Below are 22388 nucleotides of genomic sequence, written 5' to 3'. Positions count from 1 at the left end.
TACTCTTTCTTTTTTATTTATATTTTTAATCAAATAAGGTATTTCTATGATTAAAAGTGTGTTGGAAGTTGATAGTATTCAAAAACAATATGAAGGGAGAAATATAATTTCTGATGCGTATTTGAGAAGTGAAACCACTGATATTGTTGGGCTTTTAGGGAGAAATGGTTCTGGGAAATCAACTTTTTTAAAAATACTTTATGGAATTGAAAATGCGAACTTTAAATTTGTTCGAATTGATGGGGCGGTCAAATCTAAAACAAAAGATTTAGTAGCTGAAATTAGTTATTTACCACAAGAGAATTTTATTCCTAATTCATTTTCTGTTCAAAAAGCAATTCAACTTTCTATTATTAAGGATGGGCTAGAGGAATTCTATGATGATGAAATGATTCAGAGTATTCAAGTTAAGAGAATAAAGCATTTGTCAGCTGGGGAATTGCGATATCTGGAGATTAAATTAGTCCTTTGTAAGAGCACAAAATTTGTTTTGTTAGATGAGCCATACAATGGTCTTTCTCCAATTATGATTGAGGAAGTGAATAAGTTGTTAATTGAAAAATCTAAAACAAAGGGAATTATTATTACGGATCATAATTATGAAAACGTGCTAAAAATTTCCACAAAGTTAGTCTTGATGCAAGAAGGGAAGTTGTATCATCTGAATGATAAAAATGATTTAGTCGCCAAAGGGTATTTGAAATCGGAGATGCTTTAAAACTTCTTGAAAAAGTTTAATAATACATTTGTTAGTTCAGCTTGGTTTTCAATGTGTGACATGTGACCGTCAGGGAAAGTGACTAGCTGAACATCAGTTTCTTCAATTTGTTCTCGATTTTCTTCATAATTCAAAACAGGATCTTTTTGCCCTAGAATCAGCATTTTTGGATAAGGAGTGAGGTGCAGAATTACTTCTCTGTCCATGCGGATTTTCATCCCTTCCAATGAAGCTACAATTCCCTGAAGAGGTGTTTTTAAAGCTTCTTGTTTTACCAATTCGATTTGGTCTTTTAAACGCTCGCGATTTTCCTCGCTGAATAAATTGGCTATCGAAAGCGAAATGAAATTTGTAAAAGATTGTTTAACCGCTTTAATGGCGCGGTCACGGTTCAATTTTCGTTCTTCGCTGTCTGCTCGTGAAGTGGAATTTAATAAAACCAATCCTTTTACATTGTCAGGATACAATTCGGCGAAAGCCAGAGCGACATAACCGCCCATGGAATGTCCTACTAAAACGGCTTTTCGAATGCGTAATTCGGCTAAAACAGCATGAACTACATCGGCATTGTCTTCCATAGAATGGACATAACCCAAGCATTCTGTTTCACCATGACCCAGTAAATCAATAGTAATGATGCGTTGTTTTTTAGAGAATTCGGGGATAAAAGCGTTCCACATTGTTTTATTTTCCAAAAAACCATGTAGCAAAACTATTGCCGTTCCTTTGCCAGAATCGGTATACGAAATGCGGGTGTTTTTAAAGAGAATTGATTTCAATGGGGTTGACTTTTATACGGCAAAAATAGGATTTTTATTTTTTTTTAAACCTAACAGCTCTTTAAAAGCTGTTAGGTTTTGTTATTAAAAACGATTATCTCCATCTAATAAATTTCCTAATCCGCCTAGTAGGCTGCCTTCGTCACGACTATTTCCTCCAGCTTTTGGGGCTGAAGCAATGATTCTGTCGGCAAGACGGCTAAATGGTAAGGATTGTATGTACACTGTTCCTGGACCTTTAAGGGTGGCATAAAACAAACCTTCGCCTCCAAAAATAGAATTTCTAATTCCGCCTATGAATTCAATGTCGTAATCTACATCCTGAGTAAATCCTATGATACAACCCGTATCGACTTTTAGAATTTCGCCTGGTTTTAATTCTTTTTTAGCCATTGTTCCTCCTGAGTGTACAAAAGCCATTCCGTCGCCTTCAATTTTTTGCATGATGAAACCTTCACCACCAAATAGTCCGCGACCTAATTTTCTTGAAAATTCAATGCCTACAGCTACTCCTTTGGCCGCACATAAAAAAGCATCTTTTTGGCAAATGAATTTTCCATTGAATTGGGTTAAATCAATTGGTAGAATTTTCCCAGGATAAGGGGAAGCAAAAGAAACTTTGGCTTTGCCATAATTTTGATTGATAAAAGCCGTCATGAACAAACTTTCGCCAGTCAGTACTCTTTTTCCAGCACTTAGTAATTTTCCGAAAATTCCCGTTTGCTGCTCAGAACCATCTCCAAAAATGGTTTGCATTTGGATATTGTTGTCCATCATCATAAAGCTGCCTGCCTCGGCAATGACAATTTCTTGTGGGTCGAGTTCGATTTCGACGTATTGCATTTCTTCGCCAAAAATCTCGTAATCTATTTCGTGTGCTCGCATTTTTTTATTCGTTTAAATTGAAAGTTAAAGTTACTAAAATGAAATTAATTTCTGATGTTTTTCTTTTTGCACAAGGGATGGAAGCGGCATCCTTTTCTCTCGTTTTTCAGAACGAGATAAAAGATATAGCGTACAGCCCGACCCGAAGGGATGTGCCATAAAAAAACGGCTTACATTACTGCAAGCCGTCTTTGTTCTTTTATCTTGTTTCTTTTTTCTAAAGAAAATTAAGCGTTCATCAAGCTTTCAATTTCATCTGCTTCAATTGGTATGTTGCGCATCAAATTGAAAGGTTCGCCTGTTGGTTGGATCACAACATCATCTTCAATACGGATTCCAAAACCTTCTTCAGGAATGTAAATTCCGGGCTCTACCGTGAAAACCATATTGGCTTGGATAGGCTCAGTCAAAAGTCCGTAATCGTGTGTGTCTAGTCCCATGTGGTGCGAAGTACCGTGCATGAAGTATTTTTTGTAAGCAGGCCAATCTGGATTTTCGTTTTGAACATCGGCTTTATCCAAAAGTCCTAGTCCTAATAATTCAGAAGTCATGATTTTGCCCACTTCAATATGGTATTGTTTCCAGAGTGTTCCCGGTGTAAGCATTTTAGTCGCTTCGTTTTTCACGCGTAAAACGGCATTGTAAACTGCTTTTTGACGTTCAGAATAACGGCCTGATACAGGGATGGTACGTGTTAAATCACTGGAATAATTAGCATATTCGGCAGCAACGTCCAGTAAAAGTAAATCGCCTTCTTTACATTGTTGGTTGTTTTCGATGTAATGCAATACATTCGCGTTCTTTCCTGAGGCAATAATTGGTGTATAGGCAAAACCTTTTGAACGGTTACGGATGAATTCATGAATCAGTTCAGCTTCGATTTCGTATTCCATTACATTTGGTTTTACAAATGATAGTAAACGACGGAAACCAAGTTCTGTAATGTTACAAGCCTGTTGAATCAAATCGATTTCTTCACTTTCTTTTATCGAACGTAAATGTTGCAAAATAGGGTTGCTCTTAGCGACTTGATGTGCTGGGTATTTCTCTTTCCACCATTTTACAAAACGCGCTTCACGAGTTTCGGTTTCAATTTTAGAGCGATAATGTTCGTTTGTATTGATATAAATAGTGTCTGAATACGTCATTAATTCAAACAATATTTTTTCGAAATCCTGAAGCCAATAGACGGTTTTGATTCCTGAAACGGCAAAAGCTTCGTCTTTAGTTAATTTAGCTCCTTCCCAAATAGCAATGTGCTCGTTAGTTTCTTTGAGGAATAAGATTTCTTTTTGATGTTCGTAAGGTGCATCTGGGAAAAGTAACAAGATGCTTTCTTCTTGATCAATTCCACTTAAATAAAAAATATCGCGGTGTTGTGCAAAAGGCAAAGTACTGTCGGCACTTACGGGATAAATATCGTTCGAATTAAAAACGGCAACACTATTAGGTTTCATTTGAGCCGTGAATTTTTTACGGTTTTTTATAAAAAGGCTGTTGCTAATTTGATGATATTTCATGTTTGAATGTGTTTTTTGATTAAAAAAGCAAAATTAATGATTTATAAGACGCGTGTTAAGTTTGATTTCTTAAAGTTTTGCTATAAAAAAAGCCGAAAGAATCGATTCTTTCGGCTTGAATATGTGTTTTGAAAAATCTTTAATTTACCCATTTGTAGTAACGAGCTCCTAATAAATTTGGATTTTCAGATTCGATTCGGTCTAAAATCCATTCGTTTTTCGGAGTTTGAATACTTTGTTTTTGTTCTTTTTTATGGAGTTTTTCATAGGTTTCAAAGTCAATTTCGAAACTTTGATCCAAGATTTCAAACAGCTTTACATTAGCTAAAGCTTCTTTCCATTGGTCTTGAATAATTCCTTCAAAAACTTTAGATTTAGAACCACTTCCATAGGCTAGGAATCCAAAAATATTTCCAGTAATCTCTTTATTCGTATTACAAAAATGTGACAAAGTAGAAAGGAATCCCATAAAAATAGATCCAGTATAAAGATTACCAATCAAAGAAGAAGCCAATTCGGCAGGCATTAGTTTTTCATCCACAAAAGTTTTGTATTCGGCTGTTTTGCTAGTTTCTTTTAGCTTGTTTTGGTATTCTGCCGGAGTTTCATTTCCTGAAATTATTGAATTTTCGGCATCCAAAGCATAGATTTCAGATAACATACGTCTTCCTTGGAAGGAATAAGGCAAGTGCATGATAATGCTGTTCCAACTTTGGTATAAAGTTTCTGAAGTCTTTTTTAATTTTTTAAACGAAAAATAAGCGTTGCGGGTTCTATCCATATAACACTGATTCGAATATTGTCCATCAAAAACCGGTTGGTCTTTGTGGATTTCAATTTCGGCTTCCAGATTGTCAAACCAAGCTTCGTTGTTTGTATTTCCAGTTATCGTTTCCTTAGAAATTGTTCGGTGTGGTTTGAAAAAGTCGAAAACTCCTTTGGTGTTCGTTGCCCAATTATTTTCAAAAGCAATAATTCTTGGGTTAGTTGTGATCAACATCGCCATTGCTCCAGCTCCCTGCGTGTATTCGCCAGTAGAGTTCAAATCGTATTTAGCAATATCAGTAGTAACTACAATGGCTTTTTTGTCTGGATTTAAACGGATGAAGTCAAGGCAATTTTGCATGGCATCTACACCGCCAATACAGGCAAAAGTAAAATCGACCACGTCGCATTCGGCTAAGGTGTTTTCGCCAAATTTTTGCTCCATTAAATCAACAAGGAAGGAACCGATAGGTTTGGCATTGTCAATAGCGCTTTCGGTGCCTACATAAATTCGGGCTATTTCGTTAAGATTAAGGTTGTGGTCTGTAATTAATTTGGTTAAAGCATTTGCGGCCAAAACTACGCTGTCTTGGTGCGCATCTGTTAAGGTCATTTTGAGTAATCCCAAACCTTTTTCTAGTTTTTCAGGCTCTATTTTTCTGGCTTCTGCCAATGTTTTTATGGGTAAATGTAGCTTGGCTACATCAAAAGATAGTGCGTCAATTCCTGTTTTCATTTCCAGTTTTTTTGAAAATGCAAAGATAAAATCCCGTTTTAGAAATTCAGTTTCTTTATCAACACAAAATAGTTGGAATTTGTGTTTTTGTTGATTTAAAAGTAAAAGAATGTAAAAATTATTAAATCTGTTTTTTTTAGGCTTTTTACTGTGGATTTATAATTCTTTTTTAGCAGTGTTTTTCTGTCTGTTTTTTTGTATTTTTTAATTAACTAGTTGTTATTAAGTGTTTTAGGGTTGTTTTTATAAGTGTCTGTACTTTTTTTATTGACAACTTTATAATGTTTCTAAATAAGAACGAAAAGGTTGTAGTTCGTTGCTAATTACTTTATTTTTGTGTACTTTTTTAAATTATATTCTAAAATATTATGGCAAAATCTGGATTATTGAAATCGTCAATAGCAAAAAAAGTAGCTATGGCACTTTCAGGACTTTTTTTGATGTTGTTTTTAGCGCAGCATTTTTTTATTAATATGATGTCAGTTTTTAGTGCTGATGTTTTTAATTCGATTTCTCATTTCATGGGGACTAATCCTTTGATTCAGTTTGTTCTTCAGCCTGTCCTTATTTTTGGGGTTGTTTTTCACTTTATCATGGGGTTTGTTTTGGATATTCAAAACAAAAAAGCAAGACCTATTGGGTACGCTAGCTACAATGGAGCTGCAAATGCAAGTTGGGCTTCACGTAACATGATTATTTCAGGATCAGTTATTTTAGCGTTTTTAGGATTGCATTTTTATGATTTTTGGGTTCCAGAAATTGTATACAAATATGTAGAATTCAATGCTGCTGACGAGACTCGTTATTTTCCTGAATTAGTACACAAGTTTGAAAGTCCGGTTCGTACAGCTTTGTACAGCTTATCATTTATTTTATTGTCTTTACACTTGCGTCACGGATTCAGTTCGTCTTTCCAATCTGTCGGACAAAATAATAAATACACTAAAGGAATGAAAAACTTCGGATTATGGTTTTCAGTAATCGTTCCTTTAGGATTCGTGTTTATTGCATTATTTCATCATTTCAATCATTAATATTCAATTATAATGGCATTAGATTCAAAAATTCCACATGGTCCAATTGCGGACAAATGGACAAATTATAAAGATCATATTAATTTAGTAAACCCTGCTAACAAACGTAATTTAGATATTATTGTTGTTGGGACAGGATTGGCTGGAGGTTCTGCAGCTGCTACTTTAGCAGAATTAGGATATAACGTAAAAGCATTTTGTTTCCAAGATTCACCACGTCGTGCGCACTCTATTGCAGCACAAGGGGGTATCAACGCAGCAAAAAATTATAAAGGAGACGGTGACTCAGTTTACAGATTGTTTTACGATACTGTAAAAGGAGGAGATTACCGTGCTCGTGAGGCCAACGTTTACCGTTTGGCTGAAGTTTCTGCTAATATTATTGACCAATGTGTGGCTCAAGGGGTGCCATTGGCTCGTGAATATGGTGGATTATTAGATAACCGTTCTTTTGGAGGAACATTGGTTTCTCGTACATTTTATGCACAAGGTCAAACAGGGCAACAATTATTGTTAGGAGCTTATTCTGCAATGAACCGTCAAATTGGTCGTGGAAAAATCAAAATGTACAACCGTCACGAAATGCTTGAATTAGTAAAAATTGACGGAAAAGCAAGAGGTATCATTGCTCGTAACTTAATTACGGGAGAAATCGAAAGACATTCAGCTCACGCTGTTGTAATTGCTTCAGGAGGTTACGGAAACGTATTCTTCTTATCAACTAACGCAATGGGTTCTAATGCTACTGCAGCATGGAAAATCCACAAAAAAGGAGCTTTCTTTGCAAACCCTTGTTATACTCAAATTCACCCAACATGTATTCCGGTTTCAGGTGACCACCAATCAAAATTAACGTTGATGTCAGAGTCGTTACGTAATGACGGACGTATCTGGGTTCCTGCTAAATTAGAAGATGCACAAGCTATCCGCGAAGGAAAGAAAAAAGCAACTGATATTCCTGAAGCTGACAGAGATTATTTCTTGGAAAGAAGATATCCAGCGTTTGGTAACTTAGTACCGCGTGACGTAGCTTCTCGTGCTGCTAAAGAAAGATGTGATGCTGGTTTTGGTGTTAATAAAACAGGTGAGGCAGTTTACTTAGATTTTGCTGCAGCTATTCAACGTTACGGAAAAGAAGCGGCTTATGTAAAAGGTTTAGATGCTAATGACAATGCTTTAGTAACTAAATTAGGTACTGAAATTGTAAAAAGTAAATACGGAAACTTATTCCAAATGTATTACAAAATCGTTGACGAAGATCCATATACTACGCCAATGATGATTTACCCTGCGGTTCACTATACAATGGGTGGAACATGGGTTGATTATAACTTAATGACTACAATTCCTGGTTGTTTCTCAATTGGAGAGTCTAACTTCTCTGACCACGGAGCGAACCGTTTAGGAGCTTCTGCTTTGATGCAAGGTTTAGCTGATGGTTATTTCGTATTGCCATACACAATTGGTGATTACTTAGCACCAGATATCAAAATGGGACCTATTTCTACAGATAGACCTGAATTTGAAGAGGCTGAGAAATCTGTAAAAGATTTGATTGCTAAATTTATCAATAATGATGGTAAACATTCAGTTGATCACTTCCACAAAAAATTAGGAAAAATTATGTGGAACAAAGTAGGTATGGCTCGTAACGAAAAAGGATTAAAAGAAGCAATCGAAGAAATCGCTGCTTTACGTGAAGAGTTTTATAGAGATGTAAAAGTACCTGGAACAGATAAAGAATTCAACCAAGAATTAGAAAAAGCAATTCGTGTTGCCGATTTCTTAGAGTTAGGAGAATTATTCGCCAAAGATGCTTTACACCGTAATGAGTCTTGTGGAGGTCACTTCCGTGAAGAATATCAAACAGAAGAAGGTGAAGCACTTCGTGATGACGAAAACTTTGCTTATGTTGCTGCTTGGGAATACAAAGGAAAACCAAGTGATGCGGTACTTCACAAAGAGCCGTTGAATTACGAGAACATTAAATTAGTACAACGTAGTTATAAATAGTATTCAGAGAAAGTCTTGATACTTATTTCTTAATACTTAATACTTAGAGAAAATGAAACTTACATTAAAAATATGGCGTCAAAAAAACGCTCAAGATAAAGGGAGAATGGTTGATTATAAAATCGACGGAATTGAACCTGATATGTCATTCCTTGAAATGCTTGATGTATTCAACGAACAACAAATCAATGCTGGTGAAGAACCAGTAGCTTTTGACCATGACTGTCGTGAAGGAATTTGCGGAATGTGTTCTTTATTCATTAATGGTGAAGCGCACGGACCAGATAGAGGAGTAACTACTTGTCAATTACACATGCGTATGTTTAAAGACGGAGATACTATCACTATCGAGCCTTTCCGTGCCGCTGCTTTCCCAGTTGTGAAAGATTTAGTAGTAGATAGAAGTTCTTTTGACAGAATCCAACACGCAGGTGGATTTATTTCGGTAAATACTTCTGGAAATACTATTGATGCTAACACGATTCCGGTAAACAAAGATGATGCTGATAAAGCGTTTGATGCTGCAACTTGTATTGGATGTGGAGCTTGCGTGGCTACATGTAAAAACTCTTCAGCTATGTTATTCGTTTCGGCTAAAGTTTCTCAATATGCGTTGTTACCACAAGGTAGAGTAGAAGCTGCTGACCGTGTATTGAACATGGTTAAACAAATGGACGAAGAAGGTTTTGGTAACTGTACGAATACAGGAGCTTGTGAAATCGAATGTCCTAAAGGAATTTCATTAGAGAACATCGCTCGTATGAACAGAGAATATCTTTCAGCTAGTTTGAAAGGATAATATACCCCTTGCCCCTAAAGGGGAACAAGATTGTTATATAAAAACGCATTCATTGATTTGAATGCGTTTTTTGTTTGTTTCAAATCTTTGTGAATCTCTTTTTGGCTTTGCGTATCTTTGTGAAGCAGCAAACGATTTAATATGAAAATAGCACTTATTCAATCCAATCTAATTTGGGAAAATCCCAAAGCTAATCGAGATATTTTCGAAAATAAAATCAATGAAATAAATGGGTCAGTCGATTTGATTGTGTTACCTGAGATGTTTACGACAGGCTTTACGATGAATCCTAATGCTGTAGCTGAAAGCATGCAAGGAGAAACTGTGCTGTGGATGCAATCTTTGGCGAAAGCTAAAAAAACGGCTATAACAGGGAGTGTGGTAATTGAAGAATCAGGGAATTTTTATAACCGAATGTTGTTTGTGTTTCCTTCAGGTGAAATTGAACACTACGACAAGAGACATTTGTTTACGCTGGCTGGAGAAGAAAAAGTATATACAGCAGGGAATAAAAAATTAATTGTCGATTATTTGGGTTGGAAAATTTGTCCGATGGTGTGTTATGATTTGCGCTTTCCAGTATTTTCCAGAAATGTTGAAAATTACGATTTGCTTTTGTATGTAGCGAGCTGGCCTGAAAAAAGAATTCAAGCTTGGGATACTTTGTTAAAAGCACGTGCCATCGAAAATATGAGTTATGTGGTAGCGGTGAATCGCGTTGGTGTAGATGATAATCAGCATCAATATGTGGGTCACTCACAAGTAATCGATTTTCTGGGTAATTATGAGTTAGAACCACAAGAAACCGAAAATGTTTTTGTGATTCGTTTAGATCGTGATAAAATGCTATCAGCTAGAAAATCTTTTGGTTTCCTTAATGATAGCGATGCTTTTCAATTGTGTTAGTATTGTTTTTTCTTTGGCTTTAGTTTATTTTCTTTGGGTGGAGGGCTATAAGGAATGCTAACATCAAAAGTTTCAATGGCATCCCAATTTGGTCTAACATTTTCAATTTCTTTTGAATAATAGATGACTTCTTCGGAGTTTCTTTTCTCTATAAAATTACCAGAGTCGTATTTTTTATTCTTGTTATCATCGTATATTATTCGAAGACCATAAATAGCGGGATTCAATAAATTGAAGTCTACTTCACGGTAAGATTCAAGGTATTGGGTAGCAACCACATCGCTTTTAGAATCTATTAAATCAAGTATAATTGGATAACGTTTTACGTTTTCCAATTTAACTTTCAAGTTACCGTATTCTTCTAATTTTCTCGTGCTAACTTGATAACTTAATGTGTCATTAGTGCGTTCAAAAAAATCGGTCATTGCGCCCGGGAGAATCTGAAAGGAGTATTTGTCTTCTGGTTCTTTCTTAAAATCAAAAAATAACTTTTGATTAAAAGCGTCATATTTGGTCGTGAATTTAACCAGAACGGAATCTTTATTGATCAATTTGATTTTTGTTTCATCAAATTTTATTAATGGAGTAGTAGCTTCTAAAGCAAAAGAATCATGAAAATTAGTAGGATTAACAGCGCTAATTGTTAGGGTGTCTTTCTTTTGATTTTTAAATTTTAAAGCAAAATTTTTGTTGTAAGCATCTTTGTTTACATCAACTTTTAAAGAATCTGTTTTTAAAGGTTTGAACCAAATTTGTAATGAATCTTTTTTTGGTAATTTGGTAACAATACTTTCTATGATTTCATTTTTATTTTTTAAAACAACTTTTGGGACGTCTTTTGCTTCGTTTATAGTTCCTTCATAACCTAAGAATAATTTATTAGCTGCTTCTTGTGTAGGTTTGAAAACTTTAAGGGGGATGTCCTCTTTAAAAAGTTCGATTTCGTATAAGGTGTCATTGGGAACCGAGATATAATCTTTGATGAATCCAATTTTTTCTGTTTTTGGATCAAATTTATTGTTGTTGTTTAGGTCCTTTATAGCAATTAATCGGTATTTGCCCGCTTTTAAATTTTCTAATCGGAATGTTTTTAAGCTATCAAGGGTATTGGTAATATATCTTGGTCCTGGGATTTTTCCTCCAGAATCTTTTTGGTTGTAAATGATAGAGTCGTTGTAGGTGTCGTTTACTTCGTAAAGCATTACTGAAATAAAGGATTCAGGTTCTTTCTCAAATGCATACTTTACTTTACCTCCAATTGCTAAGGAATCAATATAGTTTCCTGTTGAAAACACATATTTAAATTGGTTAAGCGGATTACCTTCGTTATTATCGGTTAAACTTTGTCCAAAGTTAAAGCTATAGGTTGTGTTAGGTTGTAAAGTATCATTAATTTTAATTGTGATTTTTTGACTTGCAGTAGTAGGCAAAATAAGTGGTTCGTTTTTCATTGGAGGTGAAATGACCAATTGTTTCTTTAAGCCTTTAAGAATAACAATTTCATCAAATTCTAATTTGATTTGTTTTGCATTAAAATTAGTGCTGAAATTTTTTGGAAAACTCGTTCTTAAAGTTGGTGCAATAGTATCTTTTAGTCCTCCAGTAATGCTGCCTCTTTTGGCACAACTGGCCAAGATTATAATTAATAATAATGAAATGTATTTTAATTTGTCTTTCAACATGTAATTCTGAATTTAGAAGTTACAAAATAACAATTATAATTACTGGAATTAAAACTTTTTATTGATTTATTAAGATTCTCTCAGCTGGATAATGATTATCTTTAAACTATAATCGGTATTAGATTTAGTGAAAAGCGTTTTTAAATTTTAATTTAAATGAAAAAAATAGATCATATAGGAATTGCTGTTAAAGATATTGATGTTTCGAATGCTTTGTTTGAAAAACTATTAGGTGTTTCGCCATATAAGTTTGAAGAAGTAGAAAGCGAAGGAGTTTTGACTTCTTTTTTTAAAACAGATACCAATAAAATTGAACTTTTAGCAGCAACAAATCCGGAGAGTCCGATAGCAAAATTTTTAGAAAAAAAAGGAGAAGGTATACATCATATTGCTTTTGAAGTTACTAATATCAACGATGAAGTACAAAGGTTAAAAGGGGAGGGTTTTGTAGTTTTAAATGAAATTCCAAAGAAAGGTGCCGATAATAAATGGGTTGTTTTTTTGCATCCTAAAACCACTAATGGTGTTTTGATAGAATTCTGTCAGACGATATAAATCTCATAATCAATGTTTTTGATTTTTTGATTATTAATAATTAATTCTAAGGTAAAAAACTAAGCTAAAAATATTTGGAGCAACCAAAAAATAGTAGTAATATTGCAAACTCTTAACCGGTCCTATAGCTCAGCTGGTTAGAGCACCTGACTCATAATCAGGTGGTCCCTGGTTCGAGCCCAGGTGGGACCACAGTTTAAAGTCAAGCCTTTACAGCAATGTAGAGGCTTTTTTGTTTTGTGAAATTCCATTTTTGATAAACTTTATTGTTATTTAAGTTAGGAGTGATTTTTTAAAAATATGAAATATAATTTACAAAAAAGTTGAATTATCGATGAAATCCCTTTAAAATTAACGTTGTAAAGGATTTTTCTATTGTGTTTAATTCAGAGTAATGGTCTATCTTTGCCTTTAATGTTTAGTCAGGATTAAGATTTAAGTGATGAAGATAAAGACTCTTATGATTGCTAGGTATTTCAATATTTATGGTGAAACTTTTTAAAATAAATATATTCATAATCATTTCCCTCTTAACGAGTGGTATTCTTTTTGCTGCACCTCCTCCTCCTCCGGGTTTTGAATGTTGTGCTCAGTTTGAAGATGATTTAGCGAAATATAATGAGTGTATAACGAGTACTGATCCAGATCAATATTGTGATCCTTTGACCGTAGATATCCCTATATATAATGTTTTAGTTTTTATAGGAGGAGTTGGATTGGTGTCTTATTCTGTTTATAAACGCGTTCGACAAAAAAAATCTCAAGTTAAAAATTAATTGTTTTTAATATAGACAATTATGTTGTTATCTAAGTTGGCTTAATCTTGATACATATTTTCCAATAACATCAAATTCAAGATTGATTTTTGAACCTACTTCAAAATTTTTAAAGTTAGTGTGTTCGTGAGTGTAAGGGATAATTGCTACACTAAATTCTTTTTTTTGAGAGTTTACTACTGTTAGGCTCACCCCATTGACTGTGATAGATCCTTTTTCGATGGTCAAATTGTTTAGTTTGTCGTCATATTCAAATGTGTAAAGCCAACTCCCATTAGTTTCTAGAATGGATTTGCAAATTCCGGTTTGATCTACATGTCCTTGAACAATATGTCCGTCTAAACGATCGCCTAATTTCATCGCTCTTTCTAGGTTTACAAGATCACCTACTTTCCAATCTCCTAAATTTGTTTTTTTAATGGTTTCGTCAATTGCGGTAACCGTATATTGTGAGTCTTGAATTTTTACAACTGTTAAGCAGATTCCGTTATGAGCGACACTTTGGTCTATTTTTAGTTCGTTTGTGATAGAAGAATCTATTGTAACGTGAATATTGTCTTTTTCTTTTTTTATTTCTTGGATAGTTCCAAGTGTTTCTATGATTCCTGTAAACATTCTTGTTTTATTTTACTAAATTTGCACTTCAAAATTAGCAATAAAAACTTGTGGGTATGATTAAAAAAGCAGAAAATATTATCGTAGGAATTTCGATTGGAGATTTAAATGGTATTGGAAGCGAGGTTATTCTTAAAACATTTGAAGATGTTCGAATGTTAGAACTATGTACGCCAGTTATTTTTGCTAATGTAAAGATTTTATCATTTATAAAAAGAAATTTAGAACTTACGGTTGGTCTTCATGGGATTGATAAGTTAGATCAAATTGTTCCAGGGAAAATCAATGTGTTGAATGTTTGGAAAGAAGGAGTTGATTTGAATTTAGGGACAAATGATGATAAGGTAGGTGAATATGCTATAAAATCCTTTGTTGCGGCAACAAAAGCTTTAAAGGAAGATTTGGTCGATGTTTTAGTGACTGCACCAATAAATAAATACAATATTCAGTCGGAAGATTTTAAGTTTCCTGGACATACCGATTATTTGGATCAGGAATTAGAAGGAGATGCTTTGATGTTTATGGTTCAGGATAATTTGAGAGTAGGGCTCTTAACGGATCATGTGCCTATTAATCAGGTAGCTTCTCGTTTGACGGAAGATTTGATCATAAAAAAAATAAATACAGTAAAGCAATCTTTGATTCGTGATTTTAGTATCAATCAACCTAAAATTGCAGTTTTAGGATTGAATCCTCATTGTGGGGATGGAGGTGTTATTGGGAAAGAAGATGAAGAGTTGATTCGTCCGGTTTTGAGAAAATTATTTGATGCAGGCACTATGGTTTTTGGTCCTTTTCCTGCAGATGGTTTTTTTGGAAGTGGGCATTATGAGAAATTTGATGCTGTTATTGCGACGTATCATGACCAAGGTTTGGTTCCGTTTAAGACCTTGTCTTTTGGTAAAGGGGTAAATTTTACAGCAGGTTTGAATAAGGTTAGAACGTCTCCAGATCATGGAACAGCCTATGATATTGCAGGCAAAGGAATTGCTGATTTTAATTCTTTTAAAGAAGCGGTTTATTTGGCTATAGATGTCTATCGTTCAAGGATTCAGTATCAAGAAATGGTTGAGAATCCGTTAAAAGTAAAGGAAAAATAAATGTAAATAAAAAAAGATTAATAAGGTTATTGGATTTACAATAATTTTATATCTTTGCACTCCCGAAGTTACGGGCAAAATTTTGTTGAAATGAATAGGACAAAAGAATTTTTAATTCCTTTCGTGGGCTTAAAGCTAGGGAAACATCATTTTGAATATCAGATTGATAATGCGTTCTTTGAGATATTTGAGTATGACGAATTTCAAAATTCGGATATTAAAGTATCTGTTGTTTTGGAGAAAAAAAGCAATATGCTTGAGTTAAGTTTCAAACACAAAGGGACTGTGAATGTGCCTTGTGATGTAACTGGGGAAGATTTTGATTTGCCAATCAAAGGTAAAATGAAGTTGATTGTCCGTTTTGGTGAGACTTTTAATGATGATAATGAAGAATTGCTGATTTTGCCTTTTGGAGAATTTGAAATAAATATAGCGCAATATATTTATGAAATGATTGTCCTTTCGGTGCCTCTAAAACGCGTTCATCCAGGTGTTAAAGACGGAAGTTTAAAAACCGAAGCCTTAGAGAAACTGAATGAATTAAAAGTAAAAGAAGTAGAGAAAAAAGAGAATAAAGAAGAGAATATAGACCCGCGTTGGGACAAATTAAAGCAACTATTAACGGATAAATAATATAGTAAAATGGCACATCCTAAAAGAAAAACCTCGAAAACAAGAAGAGATAAGAGAAGAACACATTACAAAGCTACAGTAGCACAAATCGCAACTTGTCCTGTTACAGGAGAGGCTCACTTATACCACAGAGCTTACTGGCATGAAGGTAAAATGTATTACAGAGGACAAGTAGTTATTGATAAGTCTGAAGCTACTTTTGCTTAATATATTTTAATAGAAAATACATGAACTCTCACATTTTGTGAGAGTTTTTTGTTGTTTGTGATTTTCGTTAAATAAGAAGTTTTTAAAGATGAAGGGATTAGATTTTTTTGTATTTTTAACCCCTTTTAAAATGTTTTCTTCTGTGTGAAAATAGAAGGAAAAATATCCGAAGAATAATGAATAAAATTACGGCCGCAATAACTGCAGTTGGAGCGTATGTTCCAGATTTTGTGCTAACCAATCAGGTCTTAGAAACTATGGTTGACACAAACGACGAGTGGATAACTTCGCGTACAGGAATAAAAGAAAGAAGAATTTTAAAAGATGCTGATAAAGGAACTTCTTTTATGGCTATCAAAGCGGCTCAAGACTTAATTGCCAAAGCGAATATCGATCCTTTAGAAATTGATTTAGTATTAATGGCAACAGCAACTCCTGATATGCAAGTTTCAGCAACAGGGGCTTATGTAGCAACTCAAATTGGTGCTACAAATGCTTTTGCTTATGATTTACAAGCAGCTTGTTCTAGTTTCTTGTATGGAATGTCAACGGCTTCAGCTTACATTCAATCAGGAAGATATAAAAAAGTATTGCTTATTGGTGCCGATAAAATGTCGTCAATTGTAGATTATACGGATAGAACAACCTGTATTATTTTTGGTGATGGTGCAGGAGCTGTGTTGTTTGAACCTAATTACGAAGGACTTGGATTGCAAGATGAATATTTAAGAAGTGACGGTATTGGTCGCGATTTCTTAAAAATTGATGCTGGTGGATCACTTAATCCTACCACGATTGAAACAGTTCAAGAAAAAAGACACAGTATAAGACAAGACGGTAAAACAGTATTTAAATATGCCGTAACTAATATGGCTGATGCAAGTGAGCAAATTTTAAAAAGAAACAATCTAACAAATGAAGATGTTGCCTTTTTAGTGCCGCATCAAGCTAATAAACGTATTATCGATGCTACTGCAAGTCGAATGAATTTAGAGGAGTCTAAGGTTTTGATGAATATTGAAAAGTATGGAAATACTACTTCGGCAACTTTACCTTTAGTATTAAATGATTTCGAACATTTGTTTAAAAAAGGAGATACTATTATTTTTGCTGCGTTTGGAGGTGGATTCACTTGGGGTTCTATCTATCTAAAATGGGCATACGACAAGAAATAAAAATTAAACTAAAATCACAAATATTATGGATTTAAAAGAAATTCAGAACCTAATCAAATTTGTATCCAACTCTGGTGTTGCTGAGGTAAAGTTAGAAATGGATGATGTTAAAATTACCATTAGAACTGTATTAGAAAATACTACTCCTGAGCCAACTTATGTTCAACAATTGCCAGCTCAAGCACCAGTACAACAAATTATAGCTACTCCAGCGGCAGCAGCTCCAGCGGCTCCAGTTGCAGCAGCTCCAGCAGCAGATGATTCATCTAAATATATTACTATCAAGTCTCCAATGATTGGAACTTTTTATAGAAAACCATCTCCAGACAAACCTGTTTTTGTTGAAGTAGGTACTTCTATTGGAAAAGGAGATGTGCTTTGTGTTGTTGAGGCAATGAAATTATTTAACGAAATCGAATCTGAAGTTTCTGGAAAAATCGTTAAAATTTTAGTTGATGACATGTCGCCAGTAGAATTTGATCAACCATTATTCTTAGTAGATCCATCATAAATTTAAGATTTTAGATTACAGATTTTAGATTGCAGATTTGAATTTGATGAATATTTAGATTTAAGTTGATAGCATTCTTGACTTCTGATTTCTAACTTCTAACTTCTAACTTTTAAAAGATGTTTAAAAAAATATTAGTTGCAAATAGAGGAGAAATTGCACTTCGTGTAATTAGAACATGCAAGGAAATGGGAATTAAAACAGTTGCTGTTTACTCTACTGCTGATGCAGAAAGTTTGCATGTAAAGTTTGCTGATGAAGCGGTTTGTATTGGACCTGCACCAAGCAACTTATCCTATTTGAAAATGTCAAATATTATTGCTGCAGCAGAAATTACTAATGCTGATGCAATCCATCCAGGATATGGCTTCCTTTCTGAAAACTCAAAGTTTTCAAAAATTTGTCAAGAACACGGAATTAAGTTCATTGGGGCAGCACCTGAAATGATTGACAGAATGGGAGATAAAGCTTCAGCAAAATCAACTATGATTGAAGCTGGTGTACCTTGTGTTCCTGGTTCAGAAGGGATTTTAGAATCTTATGAGCAAGCTAAAAAAGTAGCTAGTGAAATAGGTTATCCTGTTATGATGAAAGCTACTGCTGGTGGTGGTGGAAAAGGAATGCGTGCTATCTGGAAAGAAGAAGATCTTCATAAAGCATGGGAAAGTGCTCGTCAAGAAGCGGCAGCTGCTTTTGGAAATGACGGAATGTACATGGAAAAATTAATTGAAGAGCCACGTCATATCGAAATCCAAGTTGTAGGAGATGCTTATGGAAAAGCTTGTCACCTTTCTGAAAGAGATTGTTCTGTACAAAGACGTCACCAAAAATTAACTGAAGAAACTCCTTCTCCATTTATGACTGACGAATTGCGTCAAAGAATGGGTGAGGCAGCAGTAAAAGCAGCTGAATATATTAAATATGAAGGTGCAGGAACCGTTGAGTTCTTAGTTGATAAACACCGTAATTTCTACTTTATGGAAATGAATACTCGTATTCAAGTAGAACATCCAATTACAGAACAAGTTATTGATTACGATTTAATTCGTGAGCAAATTATGGTTGCAGCTGGGATTCCAATTTCAGGAAAAAACTATATGCCGCAATTACACGCTATCGAATGTCGAATCAATGCTGAAGATCCATACAATGATTTTAGACCATCGCCTGGAAAAATAACTACTTTGCATATGCCAGGTGGTCACGGAGTTCGTTTAGATACTCACGTGTATTCAGGTTATACAATTCCGCCTAACTACGATTCTATGATTGCTAAATTAATTACTACTGCTCAATCTCGTGAGGAGGCAATTAGTAAAATGAGAAGAGCTTTGGACGAATTCGTAATTGAAGGTATCAAAACTACGATTCCTTTCCATAGACAATTAATGGATGATCCTCGCTATATTGCGGGAGATTATACCACAGCATTTATGGATACTTTCAAAATGAATGATCCAGAATAATTAAGTTTATATTTACATAAAAAAACCTCACTGAAAAGTGAGGTTTTTTTATACTTTAATTTAGTTAAACCATTAAGGTATTAAGAGATTTAAGAAAATGCTTAATGAGACTTAACTTCATAATGGTTTAATTTTATAACTAATGTTTTCGGTTTTTAAGAATTAATAAAAAACAGTAGTAAACCAGAGCTTACTACTGTTTAAAAATTGTACGTTTTGTTAATCCTGTATTATTTTTTCTGGATTTGACAGGCTGTATATTATACTCCTAATTTTTTAGCAATTTCACTTGGAACTCCTCCTTTGTTTACTAAGAAAGCGGTTGTTTTATATTTTACATAGTTTTTAGTTACATATAAATACCCTTTATAATCATTCGTTGCTCCCCAAGAATTTTTAACTATGTAGTATTCTTTTCCTGTTTGATCTTTTGAAAGTCCTACAATATGCATAGCATGGTCATCGGTAGTTTGATAATTGTCAAATGCTTTTTGACGTAATTCAGGAGTGATTTCCATTTCAGGTTTAGGTCCCACAAACATACTACCAATTTCTTGATTGCTCATTTCACTGTATTCTTTTGATGGAACAAATGCAACACCATTTTTCCAGCTAAAGCTTTTTTCACTTACATCAGCACACCAAGCAACAGTATATCCTTTTTTCAACGCATTATCAATAATGGTAGTCATATCATCGATTTTTACATTGTAAATTTGATTAAATGCCCAGTTGTCAGGAACCATTAACATGGTTTTCTCATAATAAGGAGCATCTGTAAAAGAAGAGATTTCAATGTATTCACTTGGATTTATGCCCACAACTTCTTTTGCAAATGATTTAGGTGAATAGCTTTTACCTTTATAAGTAAAAGTTTCAGGAACTGATCCTAAATAAGAATCAATAACTGCAGTATATGCTTTTTCCCAGTTAGGTGTTAGATCTCCGTTAGGGTTTTTAACAACTGCTTCTAATACTCCTTTTGCAATAGCACTCATTTCTGCAAGTTTGTTGTTAGAAGTGCCATAATTCAATCCTGTATAGGCTTCTTGTGGCATTGCACCGTATTTAGCATACATGTTTATTACATCATGAGGCTCTCCTCCTTCACCTAGCGAAACAGCTCCGTGCATTCGAACATAATTTTTACCTTTTTCGATATAGGCATTTCTAGCCGAAAATAGTTGTGATAATTCTACAGGTTGTTTGCCTAAACGGATCATTTCTGATTCAAGGTATGAATTGGTACTGTAACTCCAGCAAGTTCCTGAGGAACCTTGATTTTTTACTGAAGTATTTGCCAGGTTAATGATATCAGTAAATTTGAAACTTTCTTTACTGTTAGTGCTAGCATTTACTCGAAGTGAATTCACAAGATTATCTTGAGCCGAAATACTGTTTATAGCCAACAAAAATGTTGAAGCTATAAAGATTTTTTTAAGAGGAGTTTTTTGCATGATTTTTAATTTTGCTTGAATATTTGCGAGCAAATTAAAGGGAAATATGGAAAATAGCGACAATCATTAATTATTTTTTAACGTTTATAAGGTTTCGTTTAGCCATTTGTAAAATTCTCTTTGCCAAACTAAAGCATTTTGAGGTTTTAAAACCCAGTGATTTTCTTCGGGGAAATACAATAATCTACTTTTTATTCCTCGCAATTGTGCTGCTTGAAATGCTTCCTGTGCTTGACCAATAGGTACTCTAAAGTCATTTCCTCCTTGAATAATTAATATTGGTGTATTCCATTTTTCCACGCTGTTAATTGGATTAAATATAGTGTAAGCCTTTTGAACTGTTGGATTGTCTTTTTCCCAATAAGCTCCACCAAAATCCCAATTATTAAAAAACACCTCTTCGGTAGTTCCAAACATACTTTGGGTATTAAAGACCCCGTCATGGGCAATAAAAGTTTTGAATCGATTATTGTGAATTCCGGCTAAATAAAATACGGAATAACCGCCATAACTGGCGCCAATACATCCTAAACGATTTCTGTCAACATATTTTTCTTTGGCTACATCGTCAATAGCCGAAAGGTAATCGTCCATAACTTGTCCGCCCCAGTCTTTGCTTATTTGCTCGTTCCATGCTACTCCATGTCCTGGCATTCCACGACGATTTGGTGCAACTACGATGTAACCGTTGGCTGCCATTAATTGAAAATTCCAACGGAAAGAATAAAATTGCGTTAATGCCGATTGTGGTCCACCTTGGCAATATAGTAATGTTGGGTATTTTTTGGAAGCATCAAAATTGGGTGGAAATACGACCCAAACTAACATTTTTTTACCGTCGGTTGTGGTTACATATCTTCTTTCGGTTTTGCTTAGCGCTAAAGATTTATTGGTATCCGTATTTACATTTGATAATTGTAACCAGGTTTTTTTCTTTAGATTGTATGAAAAAATTTCGGAAGCGTGATTGATGTCACTTCGGGTAACAATTATCGCATCACCTGAAAAACCAACTAATCCAGTAATGTCAAAATCGCCGTTGGTTAATTGAGTAACAACTGGATTTTTTTTATTTAAACCAGGGAAATCAACTTCAAATAACTGGATTGTTCCGTCAGTAGCGGCATTAAAATATACTTTTTTGCCATCTGTGCTCCAAATAAAGCTTTCAACTGTTCCATCCCAATTAGCTGTTAAGTTGATTTTCATTCCTTTGTGATTAACAATAATATCTTTTTTATCCGATTCATATCCGTCACGTTTCATTTGTAACCAAGTTAAATTTCCTGTTGGTGAAAAAGTAGGATTGGTGTCGTAACCTAAATTACCTTCGGTTATATTAATTGTTTTTCCTGTATCTAAATGGTATTGGTAAATGTCAGTATTAGTACTGGTAGCATAAGCTGTTCCTGATTTTTTCTTGGATACATATAAAATACTTTTGCTGTCTGGAGACCAAATATAATCTTCATCTCCACCAAAAGGTTTTTGTGGACTGTCAAAATTTTCTCCCTTTAGGATATCAATTCCTATAGAACCTGCCTTGTTTTCTTTGTAAAAAACATGATTAAATTTGCCTTCGTTCCATTTGTCCCAGTGGCGGTAATCTAGACCATTATAAATTTGTGCATTTGATTTTTCAAGCTCTGGATAAAAATCTTTTCCATGAATTTTGTCAATTTTTACCTCTTCATTGTAAACAATGTATTTGCCATCTGGAGAGATGTTTTTGTTTTTCAAATAGTCATCTGGTGATGCAATATTAATTGGGTTTCCACCATTTAAAGGCAAAGAATAATATTTAGAATTCAATTTATTTTCTTCGATTGAAGGAATATGAACCTCATAAATTACATTTTTTCCGTCTTTAGAAATACCTAGAGTAGTTATTCTTCCTAGTTTCCATAGTAATTCTGGTGACATTTTGTTTTGTGAAATGGCATTTAAACTCATTATTATCAGTGTTATATGAACTATTTTTTTCATTATGAACATTTATTTTTATTGTTTTAAAAATACCAATTCTAATTTTAATACGAATCAGATAAATCAAGTT

Annotated in this window: 21 protein-coding genes and 1 tRNA gene; 14 read left to right on the top strand and 8 right to left on the bottom strand. The window is 34.2% G+C overall.

The genetic code is table 11. The annotated features are described in order from the left end of the window. Window positions 1-46 precede the first annotated feature (46 nt). A complete protein-coding gene (locus tag ACFPTQ_RS01895; RefSeq protein WP_379773150.1) occupies window positions 47-718 on the top strand; it encodes an ATP-binding cassette domain-containing protein in 672 nt (223 codons plus the stop codon). On the opposite strand, the gene ACFPTQ_RS01890 is transcribed toward ACFPTQ_RS01895, so the two are convergent. The 4 genes from ACFPTQ_RS01890 to ACFPTQ_RS01875 form a co-directional block, all read right to left on the bottom strand. Continuing rightward, window positions 715-1497, bottom strand: coding sequence for an alpha/beta fold hydrolase (locus ACFPTQ_RS01890; RefSeq protein ID WP_379773147.1), 783 nt, complete (start codon window positions 1495-1497; stop codon window positions 715-717). The two genes, ACFPTQ_RS01895 and ACFPTQ_RS01890, sit on opposite strands and share 4 nt — an antisense overlap. An 84-nt stretch (window positions 1498-1581) precedes the next feature. Beyond that, on the bottom strand, window positions 1582-2382 hold the full coding sequence (locus ACFPTQ_RS01885) for a TIGR00266 family protein (protein ID WP_379773145.1): 801 nt from the start codon (window positions 2380-2382) through the stop codon (window positions 1582-1584). A gap of 227 nt (window positions 2383-2609) precedes the next feature. Beyond that, window positions 2610-3902, bottom strand: coding sequence for an aminopeptidase P family protein (locus ACFPTQ_RS01880; protein WP_379773142.1), 1293 nt, complete (start codon window positions 3900-3902; stop codon window positions 2610-2612). 139 nt (window positions 3903-4041) lie between these two features. Beyond that, on the bottom strand, window positions 4042-5403 hold the full coding sequence (locus tag ACFPTQ_RS01875; protein WP_379773139.1) for a hydroxymethylglutaryl-CoA synthase family protein: 1362 nt from the start codon (window positions 5401-5403) through the stop codon (window positions 4042-4044). Window positions 5404-5771: 368 nt separating this feature from the next. Here ACFPTQ_RS01875 and ACFPTQ_RS01870 point away from each other — a divergent pair, with 368 nt between their 5' ends. The 4 genes from ACFPTQ_RS01870 to ACFPTQ_RS01855 all read left to right on the top strand — a co-directional run bounded on the left by ACFPTQ_RS01870 (window position 5772) and on the right by ACFPTQ_RS01855 (window position 10155). Next, complete coding sequence (locus ACFPTQ_RS01870; protein ID WP_379773137.1) at window positions 5772-6437, top strand: succinate dehydrogenase cytochrome b subunit; 666 nt, start codon at window positions 5772-5774, stop codon at window positions 6435-6437. Window positions 6438-6449: 12 nt separating this feature from the next. Beyond that, the gene (locus ACFPTQ_RS01865) at window positions 6450-8450 is read left to right on the top strand and encodes a fumarate reductase/succinate dehydrogenase flavoprotein subunit (protein ID WP_278034627.1); all 2001 of its coding nucleotides are present in this window, start codon (window positions 6450-6452) and stop codon (window positions 8448-8450) included. A gap of 52 nt (window positions 8451-8502) precedes the next feature. Continuing rightward, the gene (locus ACFPTQ_RS01860) at window positions 8503-9249 is read left to right on the top strand and encodes a succinate dehydrogenase/fumarate reductase iron-sulfur subunit (protein WP_278034628.1); all 747 of its coding nucleotides are present in this window, start codon (window positions 8503-8505) and stop codon (window positions 9247-9249) included. A 141-nt stretch (window positions 9250-9390) separates the two neighbouring features. Next, window positions 9391-10155: an amidohydrolase gene (locus tag ACFPTQ_RS01855; RefSeq protein ID WP_379773135.1), complete on the top strand. Its 765-nt coding sequence runs from the start codon at window positions 9391-9393 to the stop codon at window positions 10153-10155. On the opposite strand, the gene ACFPTQ_RS01850 is transcribed toward ACFPTQ_RS01855, so the two are convergent. Next, window positions 10152-11837 (bottom strand): Ig-like domain-containing protein, encoded by a 1686-nt coding sequence (locus ACFPTQ_RS01850; protein WP_379773132.1) that lies wholly within the window; start codon window positions 11835-11837, stop codon window positions 10152-10154. The two genes, ACFPTQ_RS01855 and ACFPTQ_RS01850, sit on opposite strands and share 4 nt — an antisense overlap. Before the next feature lie 156 nt (window positions 11838-11993). Between ACFPTQ_RS01850 and mce the strand changes: the two genes are divergently transcribed. The 3 genes from mce (at window position 11994) to ACFPTQ_RS01835 (ending at window position 13168) form a co-directional block, all read left to right on the top strand. After that, on the top strand, window positions 11994-12392 hold the full coding sequence (gene mce, locus ACFPTQ_RS01845) for a methylmalonyl-CoA epimerase (RefSeq protein ID WP_379773129.1): 399 nt from the start codon (window positions 11994-11996) through the stop codon (window positions 12390-12392). Between the two features lie 118 nt (window positions 12393-12510). Continuing rightward, window positions 12511-12584: transfer RNA gene (locus ACFPTQ_RS01840), tRNA-Ile, on the top strand. A gap of 272 nt (window positions 12585-12856) precedes the next feature. Continuing rightward, window positions 12857-13168: a hypothetical protein gene (locus tag ACFPTQ_RS01835; protein WP_379773127.1), complete on the top strand. Its 312-nt coding sequence runs from the start codon at window positions 12857-12859 to the stop codon at window positions 13166-13168. A gap of 27 nt (window positions 13169-13195) precedes the next feature. Here the strand turns inward: ACFPTQ_RS01835 and ACFPTQ_RS01830 are convergent, their stop codons facing one another. Further along, window positions 13196-13783 (bottom strand): riboflavin synthase, encoded by a 588-nt coding sequence (locus tag ACFPTQ_RS01830; protein WP_379773124.1) that lies wholly within the window; start codon window positions 13781-13783, stop codon window positions 13196-13198. Between the two features lie 56 nt (window positions 13784-13839). On the opposite strand from ACFPTQ_RS01830, the gene pdxA reads away from it, so the two are divergent. The 6 genes from pdxA to accC all read left to right on the top strand — a co-directional run bounded on the left by pdxA (window position 13840) and on the right by accC (window position 18875). Then, the gene (pdxA, locus tag ACFPTQ_RS01825) at window positions 13840-14883 is read left to right on the top strand and encodes a 4-hydroxythreonine-4-phosphate dehydrogenase PdxA (protein WP_379773122.1); all 1044 of its coding nucleotides are present in this window, start codon (window positions 13840-13842) and stop codon (window positions 14881-14883) included. Between the two features lie 90 nt (window positions 14884-14973). Further along, on the top strand, window positions 14974-15516 hold the full coding sequence (locus ACFPTQ_RS01820; RefSeq protein WP_379773120.1) for a YceD family protein: 543 nt from the start codon (window positions 14974-14976) through the stop codon (window positions 15514-15516). 9 nt (window positions 15517-15525) lie between these two features. After that, window positions 15526-15723 (top strand): 50S ribosomal protein L32, encoded by a 198-nt coding sequence (gene rpmF / locus ACFPTQ_RS01815; RefSeq protein ID WP_026715365.1) that lies wholly within the window; start codon window positions 15526-15528, stop codon window positions 15721-15723. A 176-nt stretch (window positions 15724-15899) separates the two neighbouring features. Then, window positions 15900-16898: a beta-ketoacyl-ACP synthase III gene (locus ACFPTQ_RS01810; RefSeq protein WP_278034634.1), complete on the top strand. Its 999-nt coding sequence runs from the start codon at window positions 15900-15902 to the stop codon at window positions 16896-16898. Between the two features lie 25 nt (window positions 16899-16923). Continuing rightward, window positions 16924-17409, top strand: coding sequence for an acetyl-CoA carboxylase biotin carboxyl carrier protein (accB, locus tag ACFPTQ_RS01805; RefSeq protein WP_379773117.1), 486 nt, complete (start codon window positions 16924-16926; stop codon window positions 17407-17409). Window positions 17410-17528: 119 nt separating this feature from the next. Then, on the top strand, window positions 17529-18875 hold the full coding sequence (gene accC / locus ACFPTQ_RS01800; protein WP_379773115.1) for an acetyl-CoA carboxylase biotin carboxylase subunit: 1347 nt from the start codon (window positions 17529-17531) through the stop codon (window positions 18873-18875). A 260-nt stretch (window positions 18876-19135) separates the two neighbouring features. On the opposite strand, the gene ACFPTQ_RS01795 is transcribed toward accC, so the two are convergent. Both ACFPTQ_RS01795 and ACFPTQ_RS01790 read right to left on the bottom strand, forming a co-directional pair. Next, window positions 19136-20332 carry an aminopeptidase C gene (locus tag ACFPTQ_RS01795; RefSeq protein WP_379773112.1) on the bottom strand — a complete coding sequence of 399 codons (1197 nt, stop codon included), beginning with the start codon at window positions 20330-20332 and terminating at the stop codon, window positions 19136-19138. A gap of 84 nt (window positions 20333-20416) precedes the next feature. Next, window positions 20417-22318: a S9 family peptidase gene (locus ACFPTQ_RS01790; RefSeq protein ID WP_379773109.1), complete on the bottom strand. Its 1902-nt coding sequence runs from the start codon at window positions 22316-22318 to the stop codon at window positions 20417-20419. Window positions 22319-22388: the final 70 nt, after the last annotated feature.

Origin of the sequence: Flavobacterium sp. GCM10022190 (assembly GCF_042656445.1) — a bacterium.
Classification (GTDB): Bacteria; Bacteroidota; Bacteroidia; order Flavobacteriales; family Flavobacteriaceae; genus Flavobacterium; species Flavobacterium nitratireducens.
This window is presented reverse-complemented; position numbering and strand designations above follow the sequence as displayed.